Genomic DNA, 18,169 nt, shown 5'->3' on the forward strand with positions numbered 1-18,169 from the left:
CTATTCTCCGCCGATCATGTTCTCGAGCTGTGCAAGGCCCGACACGGCGACCTTCTCGCCGGGGTTGATCGCGCCCTCGATCGTGGCGCCGTGCAGCGTTTTGCCCTTCAAGGTAACCGCGAGCACGTTGAAGCCCGTCTGAGTGCGAACGAACACGCTCGGCTTCCCGCGCAGCCACACGACGGCGGATGCCGGCACATCGAGACCGCTCTGTGCAGCTTCACGGTGAATGCTCAACGTCACCATCTGCCCCGGTACGAAACCCGAGTTCGCCGGGATGCTTCCGGTCAGGAGAGCCGATCGCGTTCGCGCATCTATCGAGTGGCTCACCGACAGCACTTTCCCGGTCGCGCCGTTATCGAGCCGGATCGTGTCACCCGCACGAACCTTGCCGATGAGCGATGCCGGAAGCTGCGCTTCGACCCAAAGGTCGTCGCTCGTGTCTATTGTGACAGCAGGCGCCATGGCGACGATGCTGGCGCCCGGCGCGACGTTCGATTCGACGACGCGTCCCCCGCGCTGCGCGATCAGCGCATATGACCCGTCGGGGTTCGTCTTGATGTTGCCAAGCGTCACGAGCCGGCGATGTTCCTCGACGACGGCCTGCAATCCCGCCCGCTGCGCCTCTGTCTCCGCAGCGCGTGTCGGAGAAGCGATGTTCTTCTCGGCAAGTCCCTTGTATCGCTCGGCCACCGCCTGCGCGGCGCTGAGATTGGCTTCGGCCTGACGCAGCTGCGAAAGCGTTTCGACCAGTTCGCGGCTCGCAATCGTCATAAGGATAGCGCCGGGGGCCACGGTCTGCCCCGGCAGCACCTCGACGGAAACGACCGTACCCGCAAACGGTGCCGGCACCGCCATGCGGGAGTTCATCGGGGGAATGATTGTGCCGGGCAGAAGCGCGATGGCCTCTTCCGTGGCTGGCCGAACCTCTTCGAGGCGGATCTCCAAGCGATCAATCTGCGCTTCCGAAACGGCAATATCCGATGCGCAAGCCGCAGACAGCGGCGCGACGAGAGCCGCGACCACGTTAGCAACTGCAAAAAGCTCTCGCCTTGTTATGAACATACGGCGCAACCCTCCCGGTGCGTTTAAGGGCTGTGCCACACCTACCTGAAACCAACCTGAAAGCTGGAATCGGTCCAAAGACGGCGCGGCCCGTTCTTCAGCCCGACTGGGCTTTCAGCTTGAATTCAGCTGCCTGCCCTATGAGTTGCGGAAATTGGAGGCTCTCATTCGCATCTTGCTGGTCGAGGACGACGACGACATCGCTGGGCGGCTCGTTTCTGGGCTGCGAACGGCAGGATTCGTCGTGGATCGTGCAATGACCGGAGAGGACGGCGTCGTCATGGGGCTGGGCGATCAATACGAGGCTGCAGTGCTCGACCTCGGTTTGCCTAAAATGCAAGGCATCGCCGTCCTGAAGAAGTGGCGGATCGAAAAGTGCGACATGCCCGTGCTGATCCTTAGCGCACAGGGAACATGGACTGAGAAAGTCGAAGGTCTGAATGCAGGCGCCGACGACTACATCACCAAGCCGTTCCACATTCCCGAGGTCGTCGCGCGGCTGCGCGCACTCATTCGGCGCAAATCCGGCGCCGCCGATGCGCTTCTGAAGCACAAGGACGTCTGCCTCGATACCGTATCCGGCAAGGCAACGATTTCAGGTGTGCCGGTAGACCTAACGGCCTCCGAGCTGAAGCTCTTGACCTACTTCATGCACCGCCCGGGCCGCATCATCTCCCAGGGCGAACTGACCGAGCGCCTCTACGCGCTCGAAGAGACCGCAGAGTCCAACACCATCGAAGTGTACATCAGCCGCCTGCGCCGCAAGCTTGGCCGCGACGTCATCACGACAGTGCGCGGCCTCGGCTACCGGATGGATTGAAGCCGATGATACGCAGCCTCAAAACCCGGCTCATCACCGTGGCGACCATCTGGATCGCCATCGCTGTCATCGTCTCCGGCTTCCTGCTTTCGCGCGTGACGAGGGAATTTCTCGTCGGCCAGTTCTACGACGAGCTTTATGTCCACCTCGACGAACTCCAGGGATTGATGGAGTTCGACGACAAAGGTCAATTCAGTCTTCAGCGCCCGCTCAGCGATCCGCGATACCTGAACCCCCTATCCGGCTTTTATTGGGAAATCCAAAAAGGCGATCATCTCCTCGCCCGGTCGTCCTCTCTCGAGGGACCGAAGCTGAAAGTGCCTGATGACGATGGCGCCGATGCCCAAGTGCACACGCATCGTATCAACGGGCCGACAGGCGAGCTGCTCGTCGCCGAACGTTTGCGCTGGCTCGACAGCAGCCGCGATCCCCTACGCATCGTCATCGGCACCGATAAGCGCTACCTTGATGGCGAATTACAAAAATTCAACAAGGTGCTCGCCTGGTCGCTGGGTGCCTTCGCTCTGTCCATGATCGGCGCTGCAGTCCTGCTGCTGCTCTACGCCATGGCGCCATTCGGCCAACTGCGAGCAGCGCTGGCCCGACTGCGCAACAGCGGCTCTCCACAGGTAAGCGGTTCCTTCCCCGAAGAAGTGCAGCCGCTCATTGACGATCTCAACAATCTACTGACGGCTTCTGGCGAGCAGATTTTGCGCGCCCGCGCCCAGGCCGGTAACATCGCGCATGGCTTGAAAACACCGCTTGCCGTTCTCGTCGATGAAGCCCGCCAGCTCGATGAAGGCGGCGCAGCGCACTCAGCGGGCATCATTCGCGAGCAGTGCCGGCGCATGCAAAATCAAATCGACTACCAGATCGCCCGTGCGCGCGCGGCCGTGGGCCGGTCCAGACCCGTCGCCGCCTCGTCGCTCGGCGACACCGCCGATCAGGTGGTGCGCGCTCTCAGCCGCCTCCATATCGAACGCGGGCTGAAAATCGAGAACCGCGTTCCCGCCAACCTTATGGTGGCGTGCGAAGCACAGGATCTCAACGAGATGCTCGCCAACCTTGTCGACAACGCCTGCAAGCACGCCAAGACTGAGGTCGTTGTTCGCGCCGATGGAAACGCCGCACCGGGCTTTACGTCTGTCAGTGTTGAGGACGACGGCCCAGGGCTGCCCCCGGAGGCATGGGACGTCGTATTCAAGATCGGCGCGCAATGGACCAGTCAACCGGGAGGCGGATCCGGCCTCGGTCTTCCTATCGTGCGGGACCTCGTGCAGCTTTATGGCGGCAACATCACGCTCGGACAGTCACCGCTCGGCGGCCTGCTAGTTACCGTCCAAATTCCCAGCGCTCATTGACGAGCATCTTTGCATCCTCAATGGGCGCGGCCAAAATCTCGGTGTTCAAGTCTCTCACAAGCCCTTGCCAAAAGGTACCCAAGCGCACAACCTGACGCAGCGAACTCACACAGAGGCGTGTGATGATGGTACTCAGCTCACTGAAGTCGGGGCTGCGTCGAGTTCTGGGCCAGACCCAACTTGTCAGCCGGATCGACCAACTGAGTTCCGACATCCAAAGCCTACGCCGACGCATCGATTTCCATATCGAAGCCGTTCGAGCTTTCGACCTGGGCGAGCGCGCCAGAACCTTGGGGGAGCTCATCACGCCGAAGGCCGCCCTTGGAATAAAAAAGAGGCGCTTCGGATGTGAAGGCGACGGTGGCTATGTAATGCTCCCGTCCATTGAGGGCCAGCACGTCGCATTGTCGTTCGGAGTAGGAACCAATGCGACCTGGGACGCTGACGTCGCGGCCGACGGGCTCCTTGTCCACCAATTCGATCACACGATCTCGGATCCGCCAATTATCGACGACCGGATCATTTTCCACCGTCAACAGATCATGGCCAAGCCCGCCGCCAGCGGCGTAACGTTGTCCCAGATCTTGGATGAACTGAAAGTAACTGCTCAGGCCCCAACGATCCTCAAAATCGACATTGAAGGGGACGAGTGGGCGGTGTTTGACGCGGTGTCTGACGACGCGCTCTTTCGAATCTCGCAAATCGTATGTGAGTTCCATTTCTTCGATCGCATTGCTCACGACGCGACGTACGCGACTTATGCCCGCGTCCTCCGCAAGCTCAATAACCGCTTTCAGTCAGTCCACGTACACGCAAACAACTATGCTCCCATGCTTCTATTGGGAGGCGTTCCATTCCCCTGCGTTCTCGAAGTATCGTACGCAAGCCGCAGCCACTACAAATTTGAGGAAACCACCGAGCGGTTCCCCGGTAGCTTGGACAATCCAAACAAGATGGACACGCCCGACTACTACTTAGGGCGCTTCGAATTCTGACATCCAGTGGCTACCCCGCTGCGCCTCCCACATCAGGCACGCAGAGCTGCATCAGCCTTTCCGCCTCACCGCGCGCTTGCGCTGCAACGCGCGCGTCTTCTCGCCCCACTTCATGCCTTCGAGTTTCATGCCGTCGGGATCGAGAAAGAACACAGCGTAGTAGTCGTCGTAATACTCGCCGGCTGGATCGACGATCTTCGCGCCCATCTCTGTCAGAAATTCCTGCAGCGCATCCACGTCCTTGCGGCTGCGCAATTCGAACGCATAGTGATGCAGACCCACATCGCCAATGCGGAACTTGTGCTTCCGGCCCTTACGATCCGCCTGCCCGATCCAATACCGCGTCTTGCCGTTGGTCCAGCCGATGGCATCCTCGTACTCGTCGAGCACGTTGAAGCCGAGGAAGTCGAACAGCCTGCCGTAGAACGCCTTCGAGCGCGCGAAATCGGAAACTCGAACCGAGATGTGGTCGATATTGACCACACGCACCATCAGACCGCGCCGCGCTTATGCCAGAGCCAAAGCCCGACCAGGAACAACAGCGATCCGAGCACCGCCGACACGATATCGCGTAGCGAAATCGAGATCGCCTCGAGTGCCGGAAGGAGGTTGAAAATCCGGAATATGAAGCCGCCGACCAAGGCACCGACGAGACCGATGCCGAGGTTCTCCCACAAGCCGAAGCCCTCTCGCTGCCAGCGCACCACCATTCCGGCGAGGGTGCCACCGATTAGACCTATGATCAGCCATACGATGATCTGCGCCCAGCTTATAACCATTGCCCGCTCCGTTCGACTTGATGAGCGAGGTGCCGGCAGGCACCTCGCCTAATTGTTGAACCTACTTCACCTTCATGGCATCGGAGGTGCTCTTTTTCTCGTCACCTTGGAATGCCGTCTTCTTGTAGTGCTCGCCCTGCTTGGCGATTTTCGTCGTCCAGCCGGTATCCCAGTTGATCACCGCGGTACCGTCCTTTTCTTCCCACTTGCCCTTCATGCCCTCGGAGTCGCGATCAGCACGCGCCGTTCCATCCTTGTCGAGCATGATCTTGAAGTCAGAGCCGCTGCTATCCTTCACTTGCCAAGTGCCGGCGAAATGATGGTCTGCAAACGCAGTACTCGCGCTGATCGCAAAAGCAGCCGCTGCAGCGAGAGTACCGACGATCGTTCTTTTCCGTAGCGTCATGACGTTTCCTCTCATCAATTGGAATTATGCCGAACCATTGGAAACGTCGTACTAATCGCCTCGTTCCAAAACTCTAAAGCCGCTCACGACAATGCGAGCCACAGTTGATGTGATGGACATCCCATGAAGCTACGCCGCACTGCACACGATGGGAGGCCGCGACTCGAGCTGCTTGCGCCGCACGGATGGGTCAGCGCCGCAGAGACGTTGCGGCGCCTTCCCCAGCTTGCCGCCGTCGATGCCTCCGATGCAGTCGCGCTCGTCGCCCTCCCGGACGACGTTCAGGCCGCGATTGCAGAAGCCGCTAAAGATGTATCTCCACCCGAGAGCTCCGCGGCGCGGCCCGCGCTCCCTTTCGCGCCAAGCTCGTTCCGCGACTTCATGTTGTATGAGACACACGCGATTGATGCAGCACGCGGCTTCGCACAACGCTTCATGCCTGCTGGCGCGCGCATCACCGACATTTACGAGCGTGTTACGCGACGCACATTCCCTGCGCTGAAACCATCCTCGCTCTGGTACCGTGAGCCGATCTACTACTTCGGCAACCACCTCAACTTCGCCGCCGATGGCGAAGACATTCCCTGTCCAGCTTACACGCATGCGCTCGACTATGAGCTGGAACTCGGCTTCGTCCTCGCACACCCACTACGCAATGCCGCGCCTGCCGAAGCCGAGCGCGCGATCGGCGGCTTCGTCGTCCTCAACGACTTTTCCGCCCGCGACGTGCAGCTCGCCGAAATGCGCTCCGGCTTCGGCCCACAGAAGTCGAAGCACTTTGCCAACGCCATGTCCGCCGTCCTCGTCAGCGCCGATGAAATCCTGCCGCGCTGGCGCAATCTCAAAGCCAGCGTCACCGTCAACGGCACCGAAGTCGCCACCTGCACCACGGCCGGCGCGCGCTACAGCCTCGGTGAACTCTTGGCGCACGCCAGCCGCGACGAGCAGTTGCATCCCGGAGAGCTTTTCGGCACGGGTACACTGCCGCGCGGCAGCGGCATCGAGACTGGCCGTCTTCTGCAACGCGGCGATAGTGTCAGCCTCTCCATCGACGGCATCGGCACGCTGACCAACCGCATCGTCTAGAGGTTTCAATGCAGGTCATCGATCTGTCAAAGCCCATCCAGTTCAACCGCCGCGATCCCCGCTTCATGCAGGTGAAGATCCGCCACAAGCCGCACCGCGCCGCAAAGCTGCTGGTGCGCCTGCTCGGCCTGCCCAAGCGCCTCTTCCCCTCCGACTTCACCGGCTGGGCCGACGACACCATCACCAAGATGGGCGTGCATTCGACCACGCACATCGATGCGCCCTGGCACTATGGCCCCACGTCCGCCGGCGTCCCGGCGCAAACCATCGATGAAATGCCGCTCGACAAATGCATAGGCCCCGGCGTCGTGCTCGATCTGACGCACAAGGCCGACGACGACGCCATCACGCCAGCCGACCTTGAAGCAGCGCTGGCCAAGACAGGCGCCACGCTCGATAAGCGCACCATCGTGCTCATTCGCACCGGACGCGATCGATACATGGGAACGAAGGAATTCTGGAAGCGCGGCACCGGCATGAGCGCTGCGGCAACCGATTGGCTGCTAGACCGCGGTCCGACCGTCATGGGCATCGACCAGTGGGGCTGGGATCTGCCGTTTCACACGCAGATCGCACGCTCGAAAGCAATGAACGATGCGACGCTGTTCTGGGAAGCCCACCGCGTCGGCCAAAAGCGCCCCTTCTGGCACATGGAGCAATTGACCAATCTCGCAGCGCTGCCACCGACGGGCTTCGAAGTGATGGTGTTCCCACTGAAGATCGTCGGTGCCTCCGCCGCACCCGCCCGAGTGGTCGCCGTTATACGCTGAAACAGTGCTGCGAGGACTCGCAGGGCATGCCACTCAGGACACAGAAGGAGACATTTCCCTTCACCTCAACCAGCAGGGTATGCAAACAATCGCCTCTTGAAACTCGCGCTAAGGTTTGATCAATGCTCCAGGCTTGGCTGTCGATCGGGTTCATCGTCCTTCTCGCCGTTCTCATCCTTGCTGCGGTGCTCTGGCGCAGGGAGAACCACTTCCTCGCCGTCGCCGCGCTCGTGATAGGCATCCCACTTTGGTTCGCATGGGAATATGCCCGTCCGACATGGACGACGGGCATCGTAACCGGGACCGAAGTGCGCCGCAGCGATCCTGATTTGCGCGGCAACACAACCGACGTCCAATACATCTACATACGCAACCGGTCCGATCGCGGGCTTGAACTGACCAACGACGACTCTTGGTGGTGGTTGAAGCGAAACAGCGAGCGAGTTTTCAACGACGCCAAGACCGCCGAGACGCGACAGACCGAAATGACGCTCATGTGGAACCGCTGGCGCTCCACGCTCTTCAGCTGGTATCCGAACGTGATCGCCATCGGCAAGGCCGGAGCCTGGCCGTTCTGGTCGCTGCGCACTATCGGCTTCTACGGCCTCTCGATCGTCCTCTGGCTCGCATATTTTTACGCGTTCCTCTGGCTCAACCGGTCGCGCGCGTCGGATAATTGAGCGTGCCGGTTCACAGCAGCATCGCCCAAGTTTCTGTGCTTGCGCGTCGTGTCCGTTGTCGGCACACAGATCATCTATCGCCGGCGACGCATCACCCCTCTCGTTGCGTCAGCGTCCGGCGCACCGCGTCGTGCCATGATGCGATGAGGCCCGCGCGTTCAGCCTGCGCCATGCCCGGCTGAAAGCGGCGATCCAACGCCCACATCGCTGCAAACTCTTCCAGCTGCGGATAGAACCCCGCCTGCAACCCCGCGAGGTACGCCGCGCCCAGCGCCGTAGTCTCGACGACAGTCGGCCGATCCACCGGCACGTCGAGAATGTCGGCCAGACGCTGCATCGTCCAATCGCATGCGGCCATGCCGCCGTCCGCGCGCAGCACCGTGCCGTTCTGCGCCGGCCAGTCGCCGCGCATCGCCGTCAGCAGATCGAGCGTCTGAAAGCACACCGCCTGCAACGCTCCGCGTGCGAACTCGTTTGGACCTGCATTGCGTGTGAGCCCGAACATCGCGCCACGGCAATCGGGATCCCAATACGGTGCACCGAGCCCGACGAACGCCGGCACCAGCACAACCTCCTGCCCGGGGTCGGCCTGGCTCGCCATCCGCCCGGTTTCCGACGCGTGACGCACGATCTTGAGGCCGTCACGCAGCCACTGCACCGCGGCGCCGGCAATGAAGATCGATCCTTCAAGCGCGTACGTGCGGCGCCCATCGATCTGATACGCGATCGTGGACAGCAGCCGATGCCGCGAGGCGATGCAGTCATCGCCCGTATTCAGCACCGCAAAGCACCCGGTGCCATATGTCGATTTCAACATGCCCGGCTTGAAGCACGCCTGTCCGATCGTTGCTGCCTGCTGATCGCCCGCCATGCCGCGCACGCAGATTGGCGCGCCGAAGATGTGACCATCCGTCTCGCCGAACTCCGCTGCATTGTCGCGCACCTCAGGCAGCATTGCGCCCGGCACACCGAATATGCGCAGCAGATCTTCGTCCCACGCGCCCTTGCGGATATCGAATAGACACGTGCGCGCCGCATTGGTTGCATCGGTTGCGTGCACGCGCCCGCCCGTCAGCCGCCACAGCAGGAAACAATCGATCGTGCCGAACGCCAGCTCGCCGCGTTCCGCCCGCGCACGCGCGCCCGGAACATGATCGAGAATCCACGCGATCTTCGTCGACGAGAAGTAAGGATCGAGCAGCAGTCCGGTCCGCTGCGTAACCAGCGCCTCATGGCCCGCAGCACGCAACGCCTCGCACACTTCCGCCGTGCGCCGATCCTGCCAAACGATCGCCTTGTAGATCGGTCGGCCGCTGGCGCGCTCCCAGACCACCGTCGTCTCGCGCTGATTGGAGATGCCGATGCCCACGATCTGCGTGGGCCCGCCCGCTTTGGTTACGGCCTCGCGCGCCGTATCGAGCACACTGCGCCAGATCTCCTCCGCGTCATGCTCCACCCAACCCGAGTATGGAAAATGTTGCGTAAACTCCTGTTGCGATACGCTCCGCACATGACACTTCTCGTCGAACAGCAGCGCCCGTGAGGATGTCGTCCCCTGATCGATCGCCAGCACATAGCGGCCCATCGCCCCCTCCCATTTTTCTTATTGCCGCACTGCGGTCACCCTAACAGGCGACACGGCATCGACAGATCGGCAAGACCCTAGTAGCAAGCGCTGCCCCTTGTCCCAGCGGATTATCCCCAGCGGAGCCCTCCCGAAATGAGCGTCCCCACGCAAAGTGAGCCGCGCCAGACCCCTTCATATCTGGAAGCGCTCACCGTTTACTTTCGGCCGAGCGTGCTCGTCATCATGCTGCTGGGGTTCTCGTCGGGTCTGCCGCTGGCCCTCTCTGGGGAAACACTGCGCGTGTGGATGGCGGACCGCGGCGTCGATCTCGGCACCATCGGCCTGCTTTCGCTCGCCGGCCTGCCGTACACCTTGAAATTCCTCTGGGCGCCCGTCGTCGACGCCTGGAAGGTTCCATACCTGCAGAACATCTTCGGCCGCCGCCGCGCTTGGCTCATTGCCTCGCAGCTCGTGCTCATGGCTGCGATCATTTTTCTCGGCACGCGCGATCCCATCAACGCGCCATGGATGATCGGCCTCGGCGCACTGATTGTCGCATTCGCCTCGGCGACGCAGGATATCGTCGTCGATGCCTACCGCGTGCAGGCGCTGCCCAACGACGAGCAAGCAGCCGGCATGGCCGGCTACGTCGCCGCCTATCGAATCGGCATGCTCGCGTCCGGCGCCGGCGTCATCGGCTTCAGTGCCTGGCTCGAAACCCAGGGCCTCGACAAGGCAGCCGTATGGCCACTGGCCTACGCTGCAGCCGCGGGGCTCGTCCTCGTCGGCCTATTCGCCTCGATCATCGCCAAGGAGCCGAAATCAGACCTAGACGAGAGGCCGGCCGAAGGAAGCCCAATGGCCCGCCTTTTAGATACAGCCAAGGGCGCTTTCTCGCAGTTCCTCGCCCGCGACGCCGCCGTAGCGATCCTCTTGTTCGTCATCCTCTATAAGCTTTGCGATGCGCTGGCCGGCACCATGACTGCGCCATTCGTGCTGTCGCTCGGCTATACGAAGGCCACCTACGCCGCGATCGTAAAAGGCGTCGGGCTTGTTGCGCTTCTGGTCGGCGGATTTGCCGGCGGTGCCGTGGCGCGCGCAATGTCCATGCACACGGCCCTTTGGGTCGGTGCATTTCTGCAGATGTTCTCGAACCTCGTTTTCCTGTGGCTCGGCTATCAAACGCCGAGCGCCGAAGCGCTGACCATCGCCATCATCGTCGAGAACTTCTCCGGCGCCATCGGCACTGTGATTTTCGTCGCCTACTTGTCAGCGCTCTGCCGCGACCCGTTGCACACGGCAACGCAATACGCGCTGCTTACAGCGCTCGCTTCGACCGGGCGCACGTTGTTCTCGTCTGGCACCGGCTACGTTGCCGAAACGCTCGGCTGGCCAATGTTCTTCATCGGCACGGCTTTGAGCGCCATCCCCGCGCTCATCCTGATGGTATGGCTCCAGCGTCGCGGGCATTTCCGCTCTCTGGAGATCGACGCCCGCGGCGGCTGACATCGCCCAAGAGAATGGCCCCGATCGTAAAACCGGGGCCACGTCGTCACACAAATTGTCTTCGGCAGAAGCCGATCAGTCGGCCTTGCCTTCGACCTCATTGGCCGGAGCAGCCTGCAGCTGGCCGTAATTCTGGATGCCGATGTTCTTGAGAAGGTCGAGCTGCGTCTCGAGAAAGTCGATGTGGCCTTCCTCGTCGTGCAGCAGCTCCTCGAACAGGTCCATCGACACATAGTCTTTGTGCTGACGGCAAAGCTCGCGCGCCTTGGAATAGAATTCCTGTGCGATGTACTCGCCCTTGAGATCGCACTCCAGAACCTCTTTCAGGTTCTCGCCGATCATCAGTGGCGCGATCTCCTGCATCTTCGGGAAGCCTTCGAGGAAGATGATGCGCGTGATGATCTTATCCGCGTGCTGCATCTCTTCGATCGATTCCTCGCGCTCCTTCTTGGCAAGCTTGGTGTAGCCCCAGTCGTCAAGGCGGCGATAGTGCAGCCAGTACTGGTTGACCGCGCCGAGCTCCAGCTTCAGAGCAAAGTTCAACGCGTCGATAACTTCCTTATTACCCTTCATGGCCGCCCTCTATGCCTCAACTGAATTGGTCGGGTGCTGAGTCGAACGTTGGCGCTGGCGACGTGACTCAGGAGCGCGATCCTCGCCTCGAGGACGCGGGCGCAATATAGATTGGTAAATTAGAAAGATTCCAGCCTAAAGTGCCGCTCAGGCGGATTTGCGAACGATTTCCTTCGATTGCCGAGCCGGCTGGTCGGCATTCGCACCCGGGGTCAATCGCTCGCGTTTTGTCTTGAACGTCAGCAGCTTATTGCGCGTCGTGGCACTCAAGGTCGGCGAAATCAGGCCCTTTTTCTCCAGCTCGTCGACCTTATTGTAGATTGTCTCGACGGCCACAGGGGCGCAGCTGCAGCAGTTCATGCGCTTGGCGAGGTGGCGGAAAACCACGCCTGGCGTCGGGATCGGGGCGTTGGGAGCATTCAAAATCTCCACCAGCGCCGTCTCGACATCCCGGTCAGTAATGACAGTGCACGAACAAACAATCATCGCCTGCTTCCCTGTCGCCCATTTTATCTAAGGCTATGCGTGCCTTATTTATGGAAACGATCACTCAACTTTTGAAGGGAAGCGCCTTCGAGTCAAGGCCTCAAATGACGTAAAATCACGCGGTCTGAGCGTTATTTCTCGCAATCGTGACCGTTAACTAAACCGGGCGCAGGGGCGCTGACTGCTGCGAACCCCGGCGCGCGCGATTTCCGGCCGCCTTCTGACCGCCCTTACCCGTACGGCCGCCCGAATCCCGACCGCCTGCCCTGCGGGCAGCACCAGCGGCCATATCCTCGAGCGTGTGCTGGTCCAGAACGCTGATGAACGCGTCGAGCGCGTCGTCGACGATCCGATGCAGGCTCCCGCGCCCGTCATCCTCTTGCTCGTCGTGCCCCAGGCTCTCGATCGAGCGAACCACGTCCCCGATGCGAATTTGCGAGGCAGGGCGCGCCAGACGCACGCCACCATGCCGGCCTCGCACCGAGGCAAGGAACCCGGCCTTCGACAGCAGATGCACGATCTTGAAGGCGTTCTGCTGGGTAATATCGAGGCGGCCGGCGATATCGCCCACCTTGATCAGCGAACCTTCAGCCGTTGCGCAGTCGATCAAAATCCGGACTGCGTGACTGGTAGATTTATTTAGGCGCATGCGAATCTGGCTCTCAGACTTGAGACTGATCAGCGTTACGGCATCTTGGGCAAGCTTGGCAACCACTTCTCCCAATCGCCCATGCTTCTAAAGCAAAAATATCGACTCCGAGAGTCAAATTATCAAGCTAACTGCCGTTCCAGAGCCAAAAAAATCGCGTTTTCCCTCCCGCCGTTGCGTCCCGGCATCGACCCGCTGTCATGACACTGTCACATGCGGTTTCCGGCACGTCGCGCCCCCGCCGAGGTCGCACGCTATTCCGTGGTGACCCTGTTCCGGCTGGAACAGCGATGTCGCCTGGTTCGCCTCATAGTCCGGTTCAACGAAGCCCAAACGGGCCGTGGAGCTGAACCCGCCGGAGACAACCATGACCAAGCTGCTCGCCATTGCCACCGCATTGATCCTCGCCATCGCGACCTCGGTGACCACCGCCCAAGCCGGCATGCGTGTCGGCATTGGCATCGGCGTCGGCGCCCTTGCACTCGGCGCCATCGCCAACGCTCACCGCCACCACGAGGCTCAGGAATATCGCGCCCACAGAAAGGCTCGCGCTGTCTACCGCGAACGCGAGAAGAGCCCTGTCCGCGCAGCCAAGAAGTCGACCAGCAAGCAGCAGCAGCAGAACGCTGAGATCGAGGCGGAGCCCGTCTCCAGCGAGGCGAGCAGCATCGCCTCCAGCAACACTGACGCTGCACCAGAGATCACGACCGGCTCGACCGACAAACCCGCCGAGGCGAAGGCCGAGACCGCATCCCTCGTTTCCGGTGAGGCAACTTCGGAAGGCGATGACGAAGCCGGCCACGGTATGGATTGCAAAAAGTTCTTCCCCTCCGTCGGCATGACGCTCTCGGTACCCTGCGAGTAAGCTGCAACCTCGACGCTACGGCCAGACGCTTCGATCGGCCCCGGGTCCCTCCGGGGCCGATTGTCTTTTGCAAGCACGCGCTCGCGCATGTCACGCCTGGAACAGCGCTGCATTCATCGCGCGTTCATCATGCTCCGAGCGATGCAATCTGCCCGGGGACTGCAATGAACAAGCTACTGACATTGAGCGCCGCGCTCATGGTTTTCGGCTCCTTCTCGATGTCCAGCGCGCTGGCCTGGTGCGACGAGGACTGCGTTATCGAGGCGCACGAAGCAGCATACGAACGCGCCGCTGCACGCGAAGAAGCCGAAGAGGAAGGCTACGTCATAGAGCCGCAGACGCGTCAGCGGCCGCGTCGCGGCGAGCCCCGGCAGATCGAACAGACGTACGCGCGTAATCGCCCAAGTCCGGCAAAGCGCGATGACGAGCCCCCAGTCACGCGTCAGCCGGCCGATAGCAGATCGCAAACGCGGGCAACGGCAAAGATCGAAAACTCATCCATCGCCACCAGCGGCACGCGCCTGGCCGAAGGCGACGATTACCGCAGCGAACCGGCGCACCGCGAGGTGGGCTGCAAGACGTTCTTCCCGACGGTCGGCATGACGCTTTCCGTTCCCTGCGATTAGCAAGCGGACGAAGCAAACCCGCCCCTGGTGTCACTGCTGGAACAGCACGGTTGCACAGGCCCGGCGATGATGCCGGCACGTTGGGCGCACGCATCAGGCGGTGCCCGTTCAACCGAAACAAACTTTGCTATTGTTGGAGGAAGCAATGAAATGGTCTCCGCTCGCTCTTCTTGCAGCCATCATCTGCGCCGTGACCGCGTTCGCATCGACCGCTGAAGCGGGCTTCAGAGTTCGTCTCGGCTTCGGCGGACCGCTCCCCGCCTTCACCGCACATGGCAACAGCTACCACGGCGCCCGCGAGTATCACCGCAAGCGCTACGTTGCACGCCACCGCGTGAAGAAGCCGAAGGTCCACGTCGCTAAAAAGAAGGCGGCTCCCGAACCCAAGGTTGCGAAAAAACAGCAACGGGAAAAGGTCGCCGCCAAGCCGGTGACGAAAAAAGTCGTCGCCGTTGCCACGGCGCCGATCGCAACGCCGGCCGACACCGAGAACTCGTCCATCACTACAGCGTCTCTGGAAGCCAGCGAGCCCACTGCTGCAATCGAGAACACCGAGTCGATCGACGTTCAGATTCCCGAACCCAAGCCAGCGATCAAGCCTAGCAAGCAGGCCAGCAAGCTTGACTGCAAGAAGTTCTTCCCATCCGTCGGCATGACCCTCACTGTGCCATGCGAATGAGAAGATAGCTGATTGATCCCGCGGGCCGCCCCGGCGGCTCGCGGCAAATTGGATTGCAGCCGGCTTCCGCCGGCCCGTTACCAAAGACCGCCACAAACTCCGGCAATGCATTGCGCCGGGCCAAGGGGAACCACATGCAGGCGCACGCCAATATTATGTCGCTGGCCGCCGACGAGCTTCAAGGCAAGCCCAAGACCGTCAAGATGGCGGCCAAGCTCGCCTACAGAAACCTGTTTCACGACCGCCTCAGCCTCATCGTCACGCTCACGGGCATCGTCTTCTCGGTCGTTCTGGTCGCCGTTCAGTGCGGCCTCTACATCGGTTCGGAGCGCATGATCGCCGCCATGCTCGATCAGTCGAATGGCGACCTGTGGGTCGTTCCACTCGGCACCAAGAGCTTCGATGATCCCTCGTTGCTTATCGGTCACGAGAAATATTCCGTGCTCTCGACCGCCGGCGTCGCCGGTTCCGAGGAACTGGTCGTCGGCTTTGCCGCCTGGCGCAAACCCAAAGGCGGCACCACCGCCGTGCTGCTCGTCGGCTCCGACCATCAGCAGGGATCGCTCAAGCCCTGGAACTTGACGGAAGGCAACCTCGGCGATCTTGATGCCCCATTCACCGTCGCCGCCGACGACACCTATTTCAAGGATCTCGGCGTCGACAAGATTGGCGAGACGTCAGAGATCAACGGCGTACGCGTGCGCATCGCCGCCGTAACGCACGGCATCCGCTCCTTCACCACTCTGCCCTACGTATTCACCTCGCTGAAGCAGGCCCGCATGCTGCTCGACGCGGGAAGCAATCAGGCGTCCTACACGCTGGTCTCCCTCGCACCGGGCGCAAACATCGAGACGGTTCGCAAGGACCTCATCGACCGCCTGCAGGATCGCGAGATCCTCACCCAGCAGGAGTTCCGCAATCGCTCGGTTGACTACTGGCTGTTCCAGACCGGTGCCGGGTCTGCCCTCATCGCCGGTGCTGCGCTCGGCATGATCGTCGGCGTTGTCATCGTCGCCCAGACGCTCTACTCGAGCACCAAGGACCACATCAATGAATTCGCCACCTTGCGTGCACTCGGCGCCTCTGCCGGGTATATTCACAAGGTCATTCTCATCCAGGCAATGCTCAGTGCCGTTGTCGGCTATGGCATCGGCATGGTGCTCTCGATGCTCGTCATCTGGGCATCCAAGGACACCACACTCTACATCGTCATGACGCCAGGATTGGCGCTGTTGCTTTTCGCTCTCACGATTGGCATGTGCGCTATCGCCGCCGTATCCGCCATCTTCAAAGTCACTCGCATCGATCCCGCAGGAGTCTTCAGCCGATGACCGCTACCAACGACCGCCGTGTGCTTCTCGAGGCCAACGGCATCACCAAGGTGTTCGGCTCAGGGGCTGGCGAGGTGATGCCGCTCAAGGGCATCGACTTGAAGCTCTACGCCGGCGAGCTCACGCTTCTGATGGGACCATCCGGCTCCGGCAAGACGACGTTGCTGTCGATCCTCGGCTGCATCCTGTCGCCGACCAAGGGCAGCCTCGTCGTCGCCGACAACTCTACGGAAGGACGAGACGCCGAAGGCTTGGCCAACATCCGCCGCCAGCACGTCGGCTTCGTCTTTCAGGGCTACAACCTGTTCCCCACCATGACCGCGCGCGAGAACGTGATGCTGGCGCTCGATGTTCGCTCGCGCCCGGTGGTCGACCCGCCGACGCACGCGCTCAATGCGTTGAAGGCGGTCGGCTTGGGGCATCGCGCCAACGCCTACCCTGCAAAACTGTCGGGCGGCGAGAAGCAGCGCGTTGCCATTGCCCGCGCGCTCGCAGGCGCGCCGTCCGTGATCCTGGCCGACGAGCCCACCGCCGCCCTCGACGCTGAGAATGGCCGCGCGGTAATGCAGCTTCTCTCCGAGGTCGCAAAAGATCCTTCCCGCGCTGTTCTGGCCGTAACACACGATCACCGCACGCTCGCGTATGCAGATCGTGTCGTGCGCATCGAGGACGGGAAAATTCACAGCGACGAGCGGCCGAACAAGGGCGCCGCACACGGGCACGACGCCGGCCACGACACACACGCCATTCAATCCGCTCCGGCGGCAACCGCCCCGGACGACAAACCATCGACGCCGTCAAAGACGTTCGGCGGCCGTTTCAGGATCAGACGCCATGCTTAAAGCCATTGGTATTGTAGCCGCTCTTACTGGCGCCGCCGCGCTCGGCTACGTGATGAGTGACAGCTCTTATTTTGCAGGCGACAGCAAGGCCGCAAAAACGACGGAGAAAACCGGACCGCAGTGGGTGGCGGCAGCGCCCGGCCGCGTCGAGCCCGGTTCCGGCGAGGTCAACATCGGCGCCGCCATCCTCGGCCAGGTAGCCGACGTCACCGTGAAGATCAACGACAAGGTCGAGGAAGGCGAGTTGCTCATCCGCCTCGACGACGAGGAAGCACGCGCACGCCTTGCCGCCGCCGAGGCAGAGGCTGGGCTTCGCAAGCGCCAACGCGACGCTGAACCCACCACCAGTGGGCGCGAGAACGTGACCAAAGGCGAAGACAATGTCTTCTCAGCCGAGCGCGAGGTCATCGGCGCTCGCTTCGAGCTCGACGCCGCCCTGACCGGCAAGCGTCGTGGCGAAACCACCGACCAGCAGCTCGCCGACGCACGCCGCCGCCTCGCCAAGGCCGAGGAGCGCGTCGAGCGTGAACGCCTCGCCTATGCCCAGGCCCAGGCGAAAGCCAGTCTGCCTTCGCCAAACCAGTTTGAATCCGCCCTGACCGCAGCCCGCGCCAACGTCGCGCTCGCCGCCTCGCAGCTCGACAAGACGCGCATCCGCTCGCCGCGCGCCGGCACCGTGCTGCAGCTCAACGCCAAGAAGGGCGAGATCGTCGCCCCCTCGCCCGATCAACCGCTCGCTGTCGTTGGCGACATGGCCGTGCTGCACGTCAAGGCCGAGGTCGATGATGGCGACGTGGCCAAGCTCAGGATCGGTCAGAAGGCCTTCGTGCGCTCGATCAACTATCCCGGCCGCGATTTCGAAGGCACGGTCGTCGACTTGGCGCCCACGATGGCAACGCCGCGCATCTCCGCACGCGGACCGCGTCGCCCATCCGACATCGAAGTGCTCGAGATGACGATCAACCTCGAAGGCAACGCCCCGCTGCTGCCTGGCATGCGCGTCGACGCCTTCGTCCGCCCCGACAAGTAAGCAGCTCTCGGCTAGGCTGACAGACCAAGGCGCGCGAACAGATCATCGCGCGC

21 protein-coding genes are annotated in these 18,169 nt (G+C 61.8%); 13 read left to right on the plus strand and 8 right to left on the minus strand.

Annotation, left to right across the window (positions count from 1 at the left end; genetic code table 11):
• Entirely contained in the window at nucleotides 1–1,026 is a 1,026-nt protein-coding gene (locus tag ACP15D_RS06940) for an efflux RND transporter periplasmic adaptor subunit (RefSeq protein WP_424956810.1), read from the minus strand.
• Between the two features lie 193 nt (nucleotides 1,027–1,219).
• Here ACP15D_RS06940 and ACP15D_RS06945 point away from each other — a divergent pair, with 193 nt between their 5' ends.
• The 3 genes from ACP15D_RS06945 (at nucleotide 1,220) to ACP15D_RS06955 (ending at nucleotide 4,241) form a co-directional block, all read left to right on the plus strand.
• Nucleotides 1,220–1,885 (plus strand): response regulator transcription factor, encoded by a 666-nt coding sequence (locus tag ACP15D_RS06945; protein WP_424956811.1) that lies wholly within the window; start codon nucleotides 1,220–1,222, stop codon nucleotides 1,883–1,885.
• Between the two features lie 5 nt (nucleotides 1,886–1,890).
• Nucleotides 1,891–3,246 (plus strand): sensor histidine kinase, encoded by a 1,356-nt coding sequence (locus tag ACP15D_RS06950; RefSeq protein WP_424956812.1) that lies wholly within the window; start codon nucleotides 1,891–1,893, stop codon nucleotides 3,244–3,246.
• 122 nt (nucleotides 3,247–3,368) lie between these two features.
• Nucleotides 3,369–4,241, plus strand: a complete 873-nt coding sequence (locus tag ACP15D_RS06955; RefSeq protein WP_424956813.1) for an FkbM family methyltransferase — start codon at nucleotides 3,369–3,371, stop codon at nucleotides 4,239–4,241.
• Nucleotides 4,242–4,292: 51 nt separating this feature from the next.
• Here ACP15D_RS06955 and ACP15D_RS06960 read toward each other — a convergent pair whose 3' ends face one another.
• The 3 genes from ACP15D_RS06960 to ACP15D_RS06970 form a co-directional block, all read right to left on the minus strand.
• Entirely contained in the window at nucleotides 4,293–4,733 is a 441-nt protein-coding gene (locus tag ACP15D_RS06960) for a VOC family protein (RefSeq protein ID WP_424956814.1), read from the minus strand.
• A complete protein-coding gene (locus ACP15D_RS06965) occupies nucleotides 4,733–5,020 on the minus strand; it encodes a GlsB/YeaQ/YmgE family stress response membrane protein (protein WP_424956815.1) in 288 nt (95 codons plus the stop codon). The genes ACP15D_RS06960 and ACP15D_RS06965 overlap by 1 nt, the downstream gene beginning before the upstream one ends.
• Nucleotides 5,021–5,081: 61 nt before the next feature.
• On the minus strand, nucleotides 5,082–5,426 hold the full coding sequence (locus tag ACP15D_RS06970; RefSeq protein ID WP_424956816.1) for a hypothetical protein: 345 nt from the start codon (nucleotides 5,424–5,426) through the stop codon (nucleotides 5,082–5,084).
• Nucleotides 5,427–5,549: 123 nt separating this feature from the next.
• Between ACP15D_RS06970 and ACP15D_RS06975 the strand changes: the two genes are divergently transcribed.
• The 3 genes from ACP15D_RS06975 (at nucleotide 5,550) to ACP15D_RS06985 (ending at nucleotide 7,962) form a co-directional block, all read left to right on the plus strand.
• Nucleotides 5,550–6,512: a fumarylacetoacetate hydrolase family protein gene (locus tag ACP15D_RS06975; protein WP_424956817.1), complete on the plus strand. Its 963-nt coding sequence runs from the start codon at nucleotides 5,550–5,552 to the stop codon at nucleotides 6,510–6,512.
• A gap of 8 nt (nucleotides 6,513–6,520) precedes the next feature.
• Nucleotides 6,521–7,282, plus strand: coding sequence for a cyclase family protein (locus ACP15D_RS06980; protein WP_424956818.1), 762 nt, complete (start codon nucleotides 6,521–6,523; stop codon nucleotides 7,280–7,282).
• 122 nt (nucleotides 7,283–7,404) lie between these two features.
• Nucleotides 7,405–7,962, plus strand: coding sequence for a DUF1523 family protein (locus tag ACP15D_RS06985; protein WP_424956819.1), 558 nt, complete (start codon nucleotides 7,405–7,407; stop codon nucleotides 7,960–7,962).
• A gap of 91 nt (nucleotides 7,963–8,053) precedes the next feature.
• Here the strand turns inward: ACP15D_RS06985 and glpK are convergent, their stop codons facing one another.
• The gene (glpK, locus tag ACP15D_RS06990) at nucleotides 8,054–9,547 is read right to left on the minus strand and encodes a glycerol kinase GlpK (RefSeq protein WP_424956820.1); all 1,494 of its coding nucleotides are present in this window, start codon (nucleotides 9,545–9,547) and stop codon (nucleotides 8,054–8,056) included.
• Between the two features lie 135 nt (nucleotides 9,548–9,682).
• Here glpK and ACP15D_RS06995 point away from each other — a divergent pair, with 135 nt between their 5' ends.
• Nucleotides 9,683–11,035, plus strand: coding sequence for an AmpG family muropeptide MFS transporter (locus tag ACP15D_RS06995; protein ID WP_424956821.1), 1,353 nt, complete (start codon nucleotides 9,683–9,685; stop codon nucleotides 11,033–11,035).
• Between the two features lie 75 nt (nucleotides 11,036–11,110).
• Here the strand turns inward: ACP15D_RS06995 and bfr are convergent, their stop codons facing one another.
• From bfr to ACP15D_RS07010, 3 genes are all read right to left on the minus strand, one after another.
• Entirely contained in the window at nucleotides 11,111–11,608 is a 498-nt protein-coding gene (gene bfr, locus ACP15D_RS07000; RefSeq protein WP_424956822.1) for a bacterioferritin, read from the minus strand.
• A 147-nt stretch (nucleotides 11,609–11,755) separates the two neighbouring features.
• A complete protein-coding gene (locus ACP15D_RS07005) occupies nucleotides 11,756–12,094 on the minus strand; it encodes a (2Fe-2S)-binding protein (RefSeq protein ID WP_424956823.1) in 339 nt (112 codons plus the stop codon).
• Between the two features lie 157 nt (nucleotides 12,095–12,251).
• The gene (locus ACP15D_RS07010) at nucleotides 12,252–12,743 is read right to left on the minus strand and encodes an RrF2 family transcriptional regulator (protein ID WP_424956824.1); all 492 of its coding nucleotides are present in this window, start codon (nucleotides 12,741–12,743) and stop codon (nucleotides 12,252–12,254) included.
• 367 nt (nucleotides 12,744–13,110) lie between these two features.
• Between ACP15D_RS07010 and ACP15D_RS07015 the strand changes: the two genes are divergently transcribed.
• The 6 genes from ACP15D_RS07015 (at nucleotide 13,111) to ACP15D_RS07040 (ending at nucleotide 18,116) form a co-directional block, all read left to right on the plus strand.
• Nucleotides 13,111–13,608: a hypothetical protein gene (locus ACP15D_RS07015; protein WP_424956825.1), complete on the plus strand. Its 498-nt coding sequence runs from the start codon at nucleotides 13,111–13,113 to the stop codon at nucleotides 13,606–13,608.
• A gap of 164 nt (nucleotides 13,609–13,772) precedes the next feature.
• Complete coding sequence (locus tag ACP15D_RS07020) at nucleotides 13,773–14,234, plus strand: hypothetical protein (RefSeq protein ID WP_424956826.1); 462 nt, start codon at nucleotides 13,773–13,775, stop codon at nucleotides 14,232–14,234.
• A 145-nt stretch (nucleotides 14,235–14,379) separates the two neighbouring features.
• Nucleotides 14,380–14,913: a hypothetical protein gene (locus tag ACP15D_RS07025; protein WP_424956827.1), complete on the plus strand. Its 534-nt coding sequence runs from the start codon at nucleotides 14,380–14,382 to the stop codon at nucleotides 14,911–14,913.
• A 203-nt stretch (nucleotides 14,914–15,116) separates the two neighbouring features.
• Nucleotides 15,117–16,244: an ABC transporter permease gene (locus ACP15D_RS07030; protein ID WP_424959184.1), complete on the plus strand. Its 1,128-nt coding sequence runs from the start codon at nucleotides 15,117–15,119 to the stop codon at nucleotides 16,242–16,244.
• Nucleotides 16,241–17,086, plus strand: coding sequence for an ABC transporter ATP-binding protein (locus ACP15D_RS07035; protein ID WP_424956828.1), 846 nt, complete (start codon nucleotides 16,241–16,243; stop codon nucleotides 17,084–17,086). The genes ACP15D_RS07030 and ACP15D_RS07035 overlap by 4 nt, the downstream gene beginning before the upstream one ends.
• The gene (locus ACP15D_RS07040) at nucleotides 17,079–18,116 is read left to right on the plus strand and encodes an HlyD family secretion protein (protein ID WP_424956829.1); all 1,038 of its coding nucleotides are present in this window, start codon (nucleotides 17,079–17,081) and stop codon (nucleotides 18,114–18,116) included. Before ACP15D_RS07035 ends, ACP15D_RS07040 begins: the two co-directional genes overlap by 8 nt.
• Nucleotides 18,117–18,169 lie beyond the last annotated feature (53 nt).

It is taken from the genome of Hyphomicrobium sp. 1Nfss2.1 (assembly GCF_965243865.1).
Lineage (GTDB): Bacteria > Pseudomonadota > Alphaproteobacteria > Rhizobiales > Hyphomicrobiaceae > Hyphomicrobium_A.

Bases quoted from the DNA above. Each gene is read 5' to 3' on its own strand.
- ACP15D_RS06950 (WP_424956812.1), top strand. From the start codon at position 1,891: ATGATACGCAGCCTCAAAACCCGGCTCATCACCGTGGCGACCATCTGG.
- ACP15D_RS06955 (WP_424956813.1), top strand. From the start codon at position 3,369: ATGATGGTACTCAGCTCACTGAAGTCGGGGCTGCGTCGAGTTCTGGGC.
- ACP15D_RS06960 (WP_424956814.1), bottom strand. From the start codon at position 4,733: ATGGTGCGTGTGGTCAATATCGACCACATCTCGGTTCGAGTTTCCGAT.
- ACP15D_RS06965 (WP_424956815.1), bottom strand. From the start codon at position 5,020: ATGGTTATAAGCTGGGCGCAGATCATCGTATGGCTGATCATAGGTCTA.
- ACP15D_RS06970 (WP_424956816.1), bottom strand. From the start codon at position 5,426: ATGACGCTACGGAAAAGAACGATCGTCGGTACTCTCGCTGCAGCGGCT.
- ACP15D_RS06975 (WP_424956817.1), top strand. From the start codon at position 5,550: ATGAAGCTACGCCGCACTGCACACGATGGGAGGCCGCGACTCGAGCTG.
- ACP15D_RS06980 (WP_424956818.1), top strand. From the start codon at position 6,521: ATGCAGGTCATCGATCTGTCAAAGCCCATCCAGTTCAACCGCCGCGAT.
- ACP15D_RS06985 (WP_424956819.1), top strand. From the start codon at position 7,405: ATGCTCCAGGCTTGGCTGTCGATCGGGTTCATCGTCCTTCTCGCCGTT.
- glpK (WP_424956820.1), bottom strand. From the start codon at position 9,547: ATGGGCCGCTATGTGCTGGCGATCGATCAGGGGACGACATCCTCACGG.
- ACP15D_RS06995 (WP_424956821.1), top strand. From the start codon at position 9,683: ATGAGCGTCCCCACGCAAAGTGAGCCGCGCCAGACCCCTTCATATCTG.
- bfr (WP_424956822.1), bottom strand. From the start codon at position 11,608: ATGAAGGGTAATAAGGAAGTTATCGACGCGTTGAACTTTGCTCTGAAG.
- ACP15D_RS07005 (WP_424956823.1), bottom strand. From the start codon at position 12,094: ATGATTGTTTGTTCGTGCACTGTCATTACTGACCGGGATGTCGAGACG.
- ACP15D_RS07010 (WP_424956824.1), bottom strand. From the start codon at position 12,743: ATGCGCCTAAATAAATCTACCAGTCACGCAGTCCGGATTTTGATCGAC.
- ACP15D_RS07015 (WP_424956825.1), top strand. From the start codon at position 13,111: ATGACCAAGCTGCTCGCCATTGCCACCGCATTGATCCTCGCCATCGCG.
- ACP15D_RS07020 (WP_424956826.1), top strand. From the start codon at position 13,773: ATGAACAAGCTACTGACATTGAGCGCCGCGCTCATGGTTTTCGGCTCC.
- ACP15D_RS07025 (WP_424956827.1), top strand. From the start codon at position 14,380: ATGAAATGGTCTCCGCTCGCTCTTCTTGCAGCCATCATCTGCGCCGTG.
- ACP15D_RS07030 (WP_424959184.1), top strand. From the start codon at position 15,117: ATGGCGGCCAAGCTCGCCTACAGAAACCTGTTTCACGACCGCCTCAGC.
- ACP15D_RS07035 (WP_424956828.1), top strand. From the start codon at position 16,241: ATGACCGCTACCAACGACCGCCGTGTGCTTCTCGAGGCCAACGGCATC.
- ACP15D_RS07040 (WP_424956829.1), top strand. From the start codon at position 17,079: ATGCTTAAAGCCATTGGTATTGTAGCCGCTCTTACTGGCGCCGCCGCG.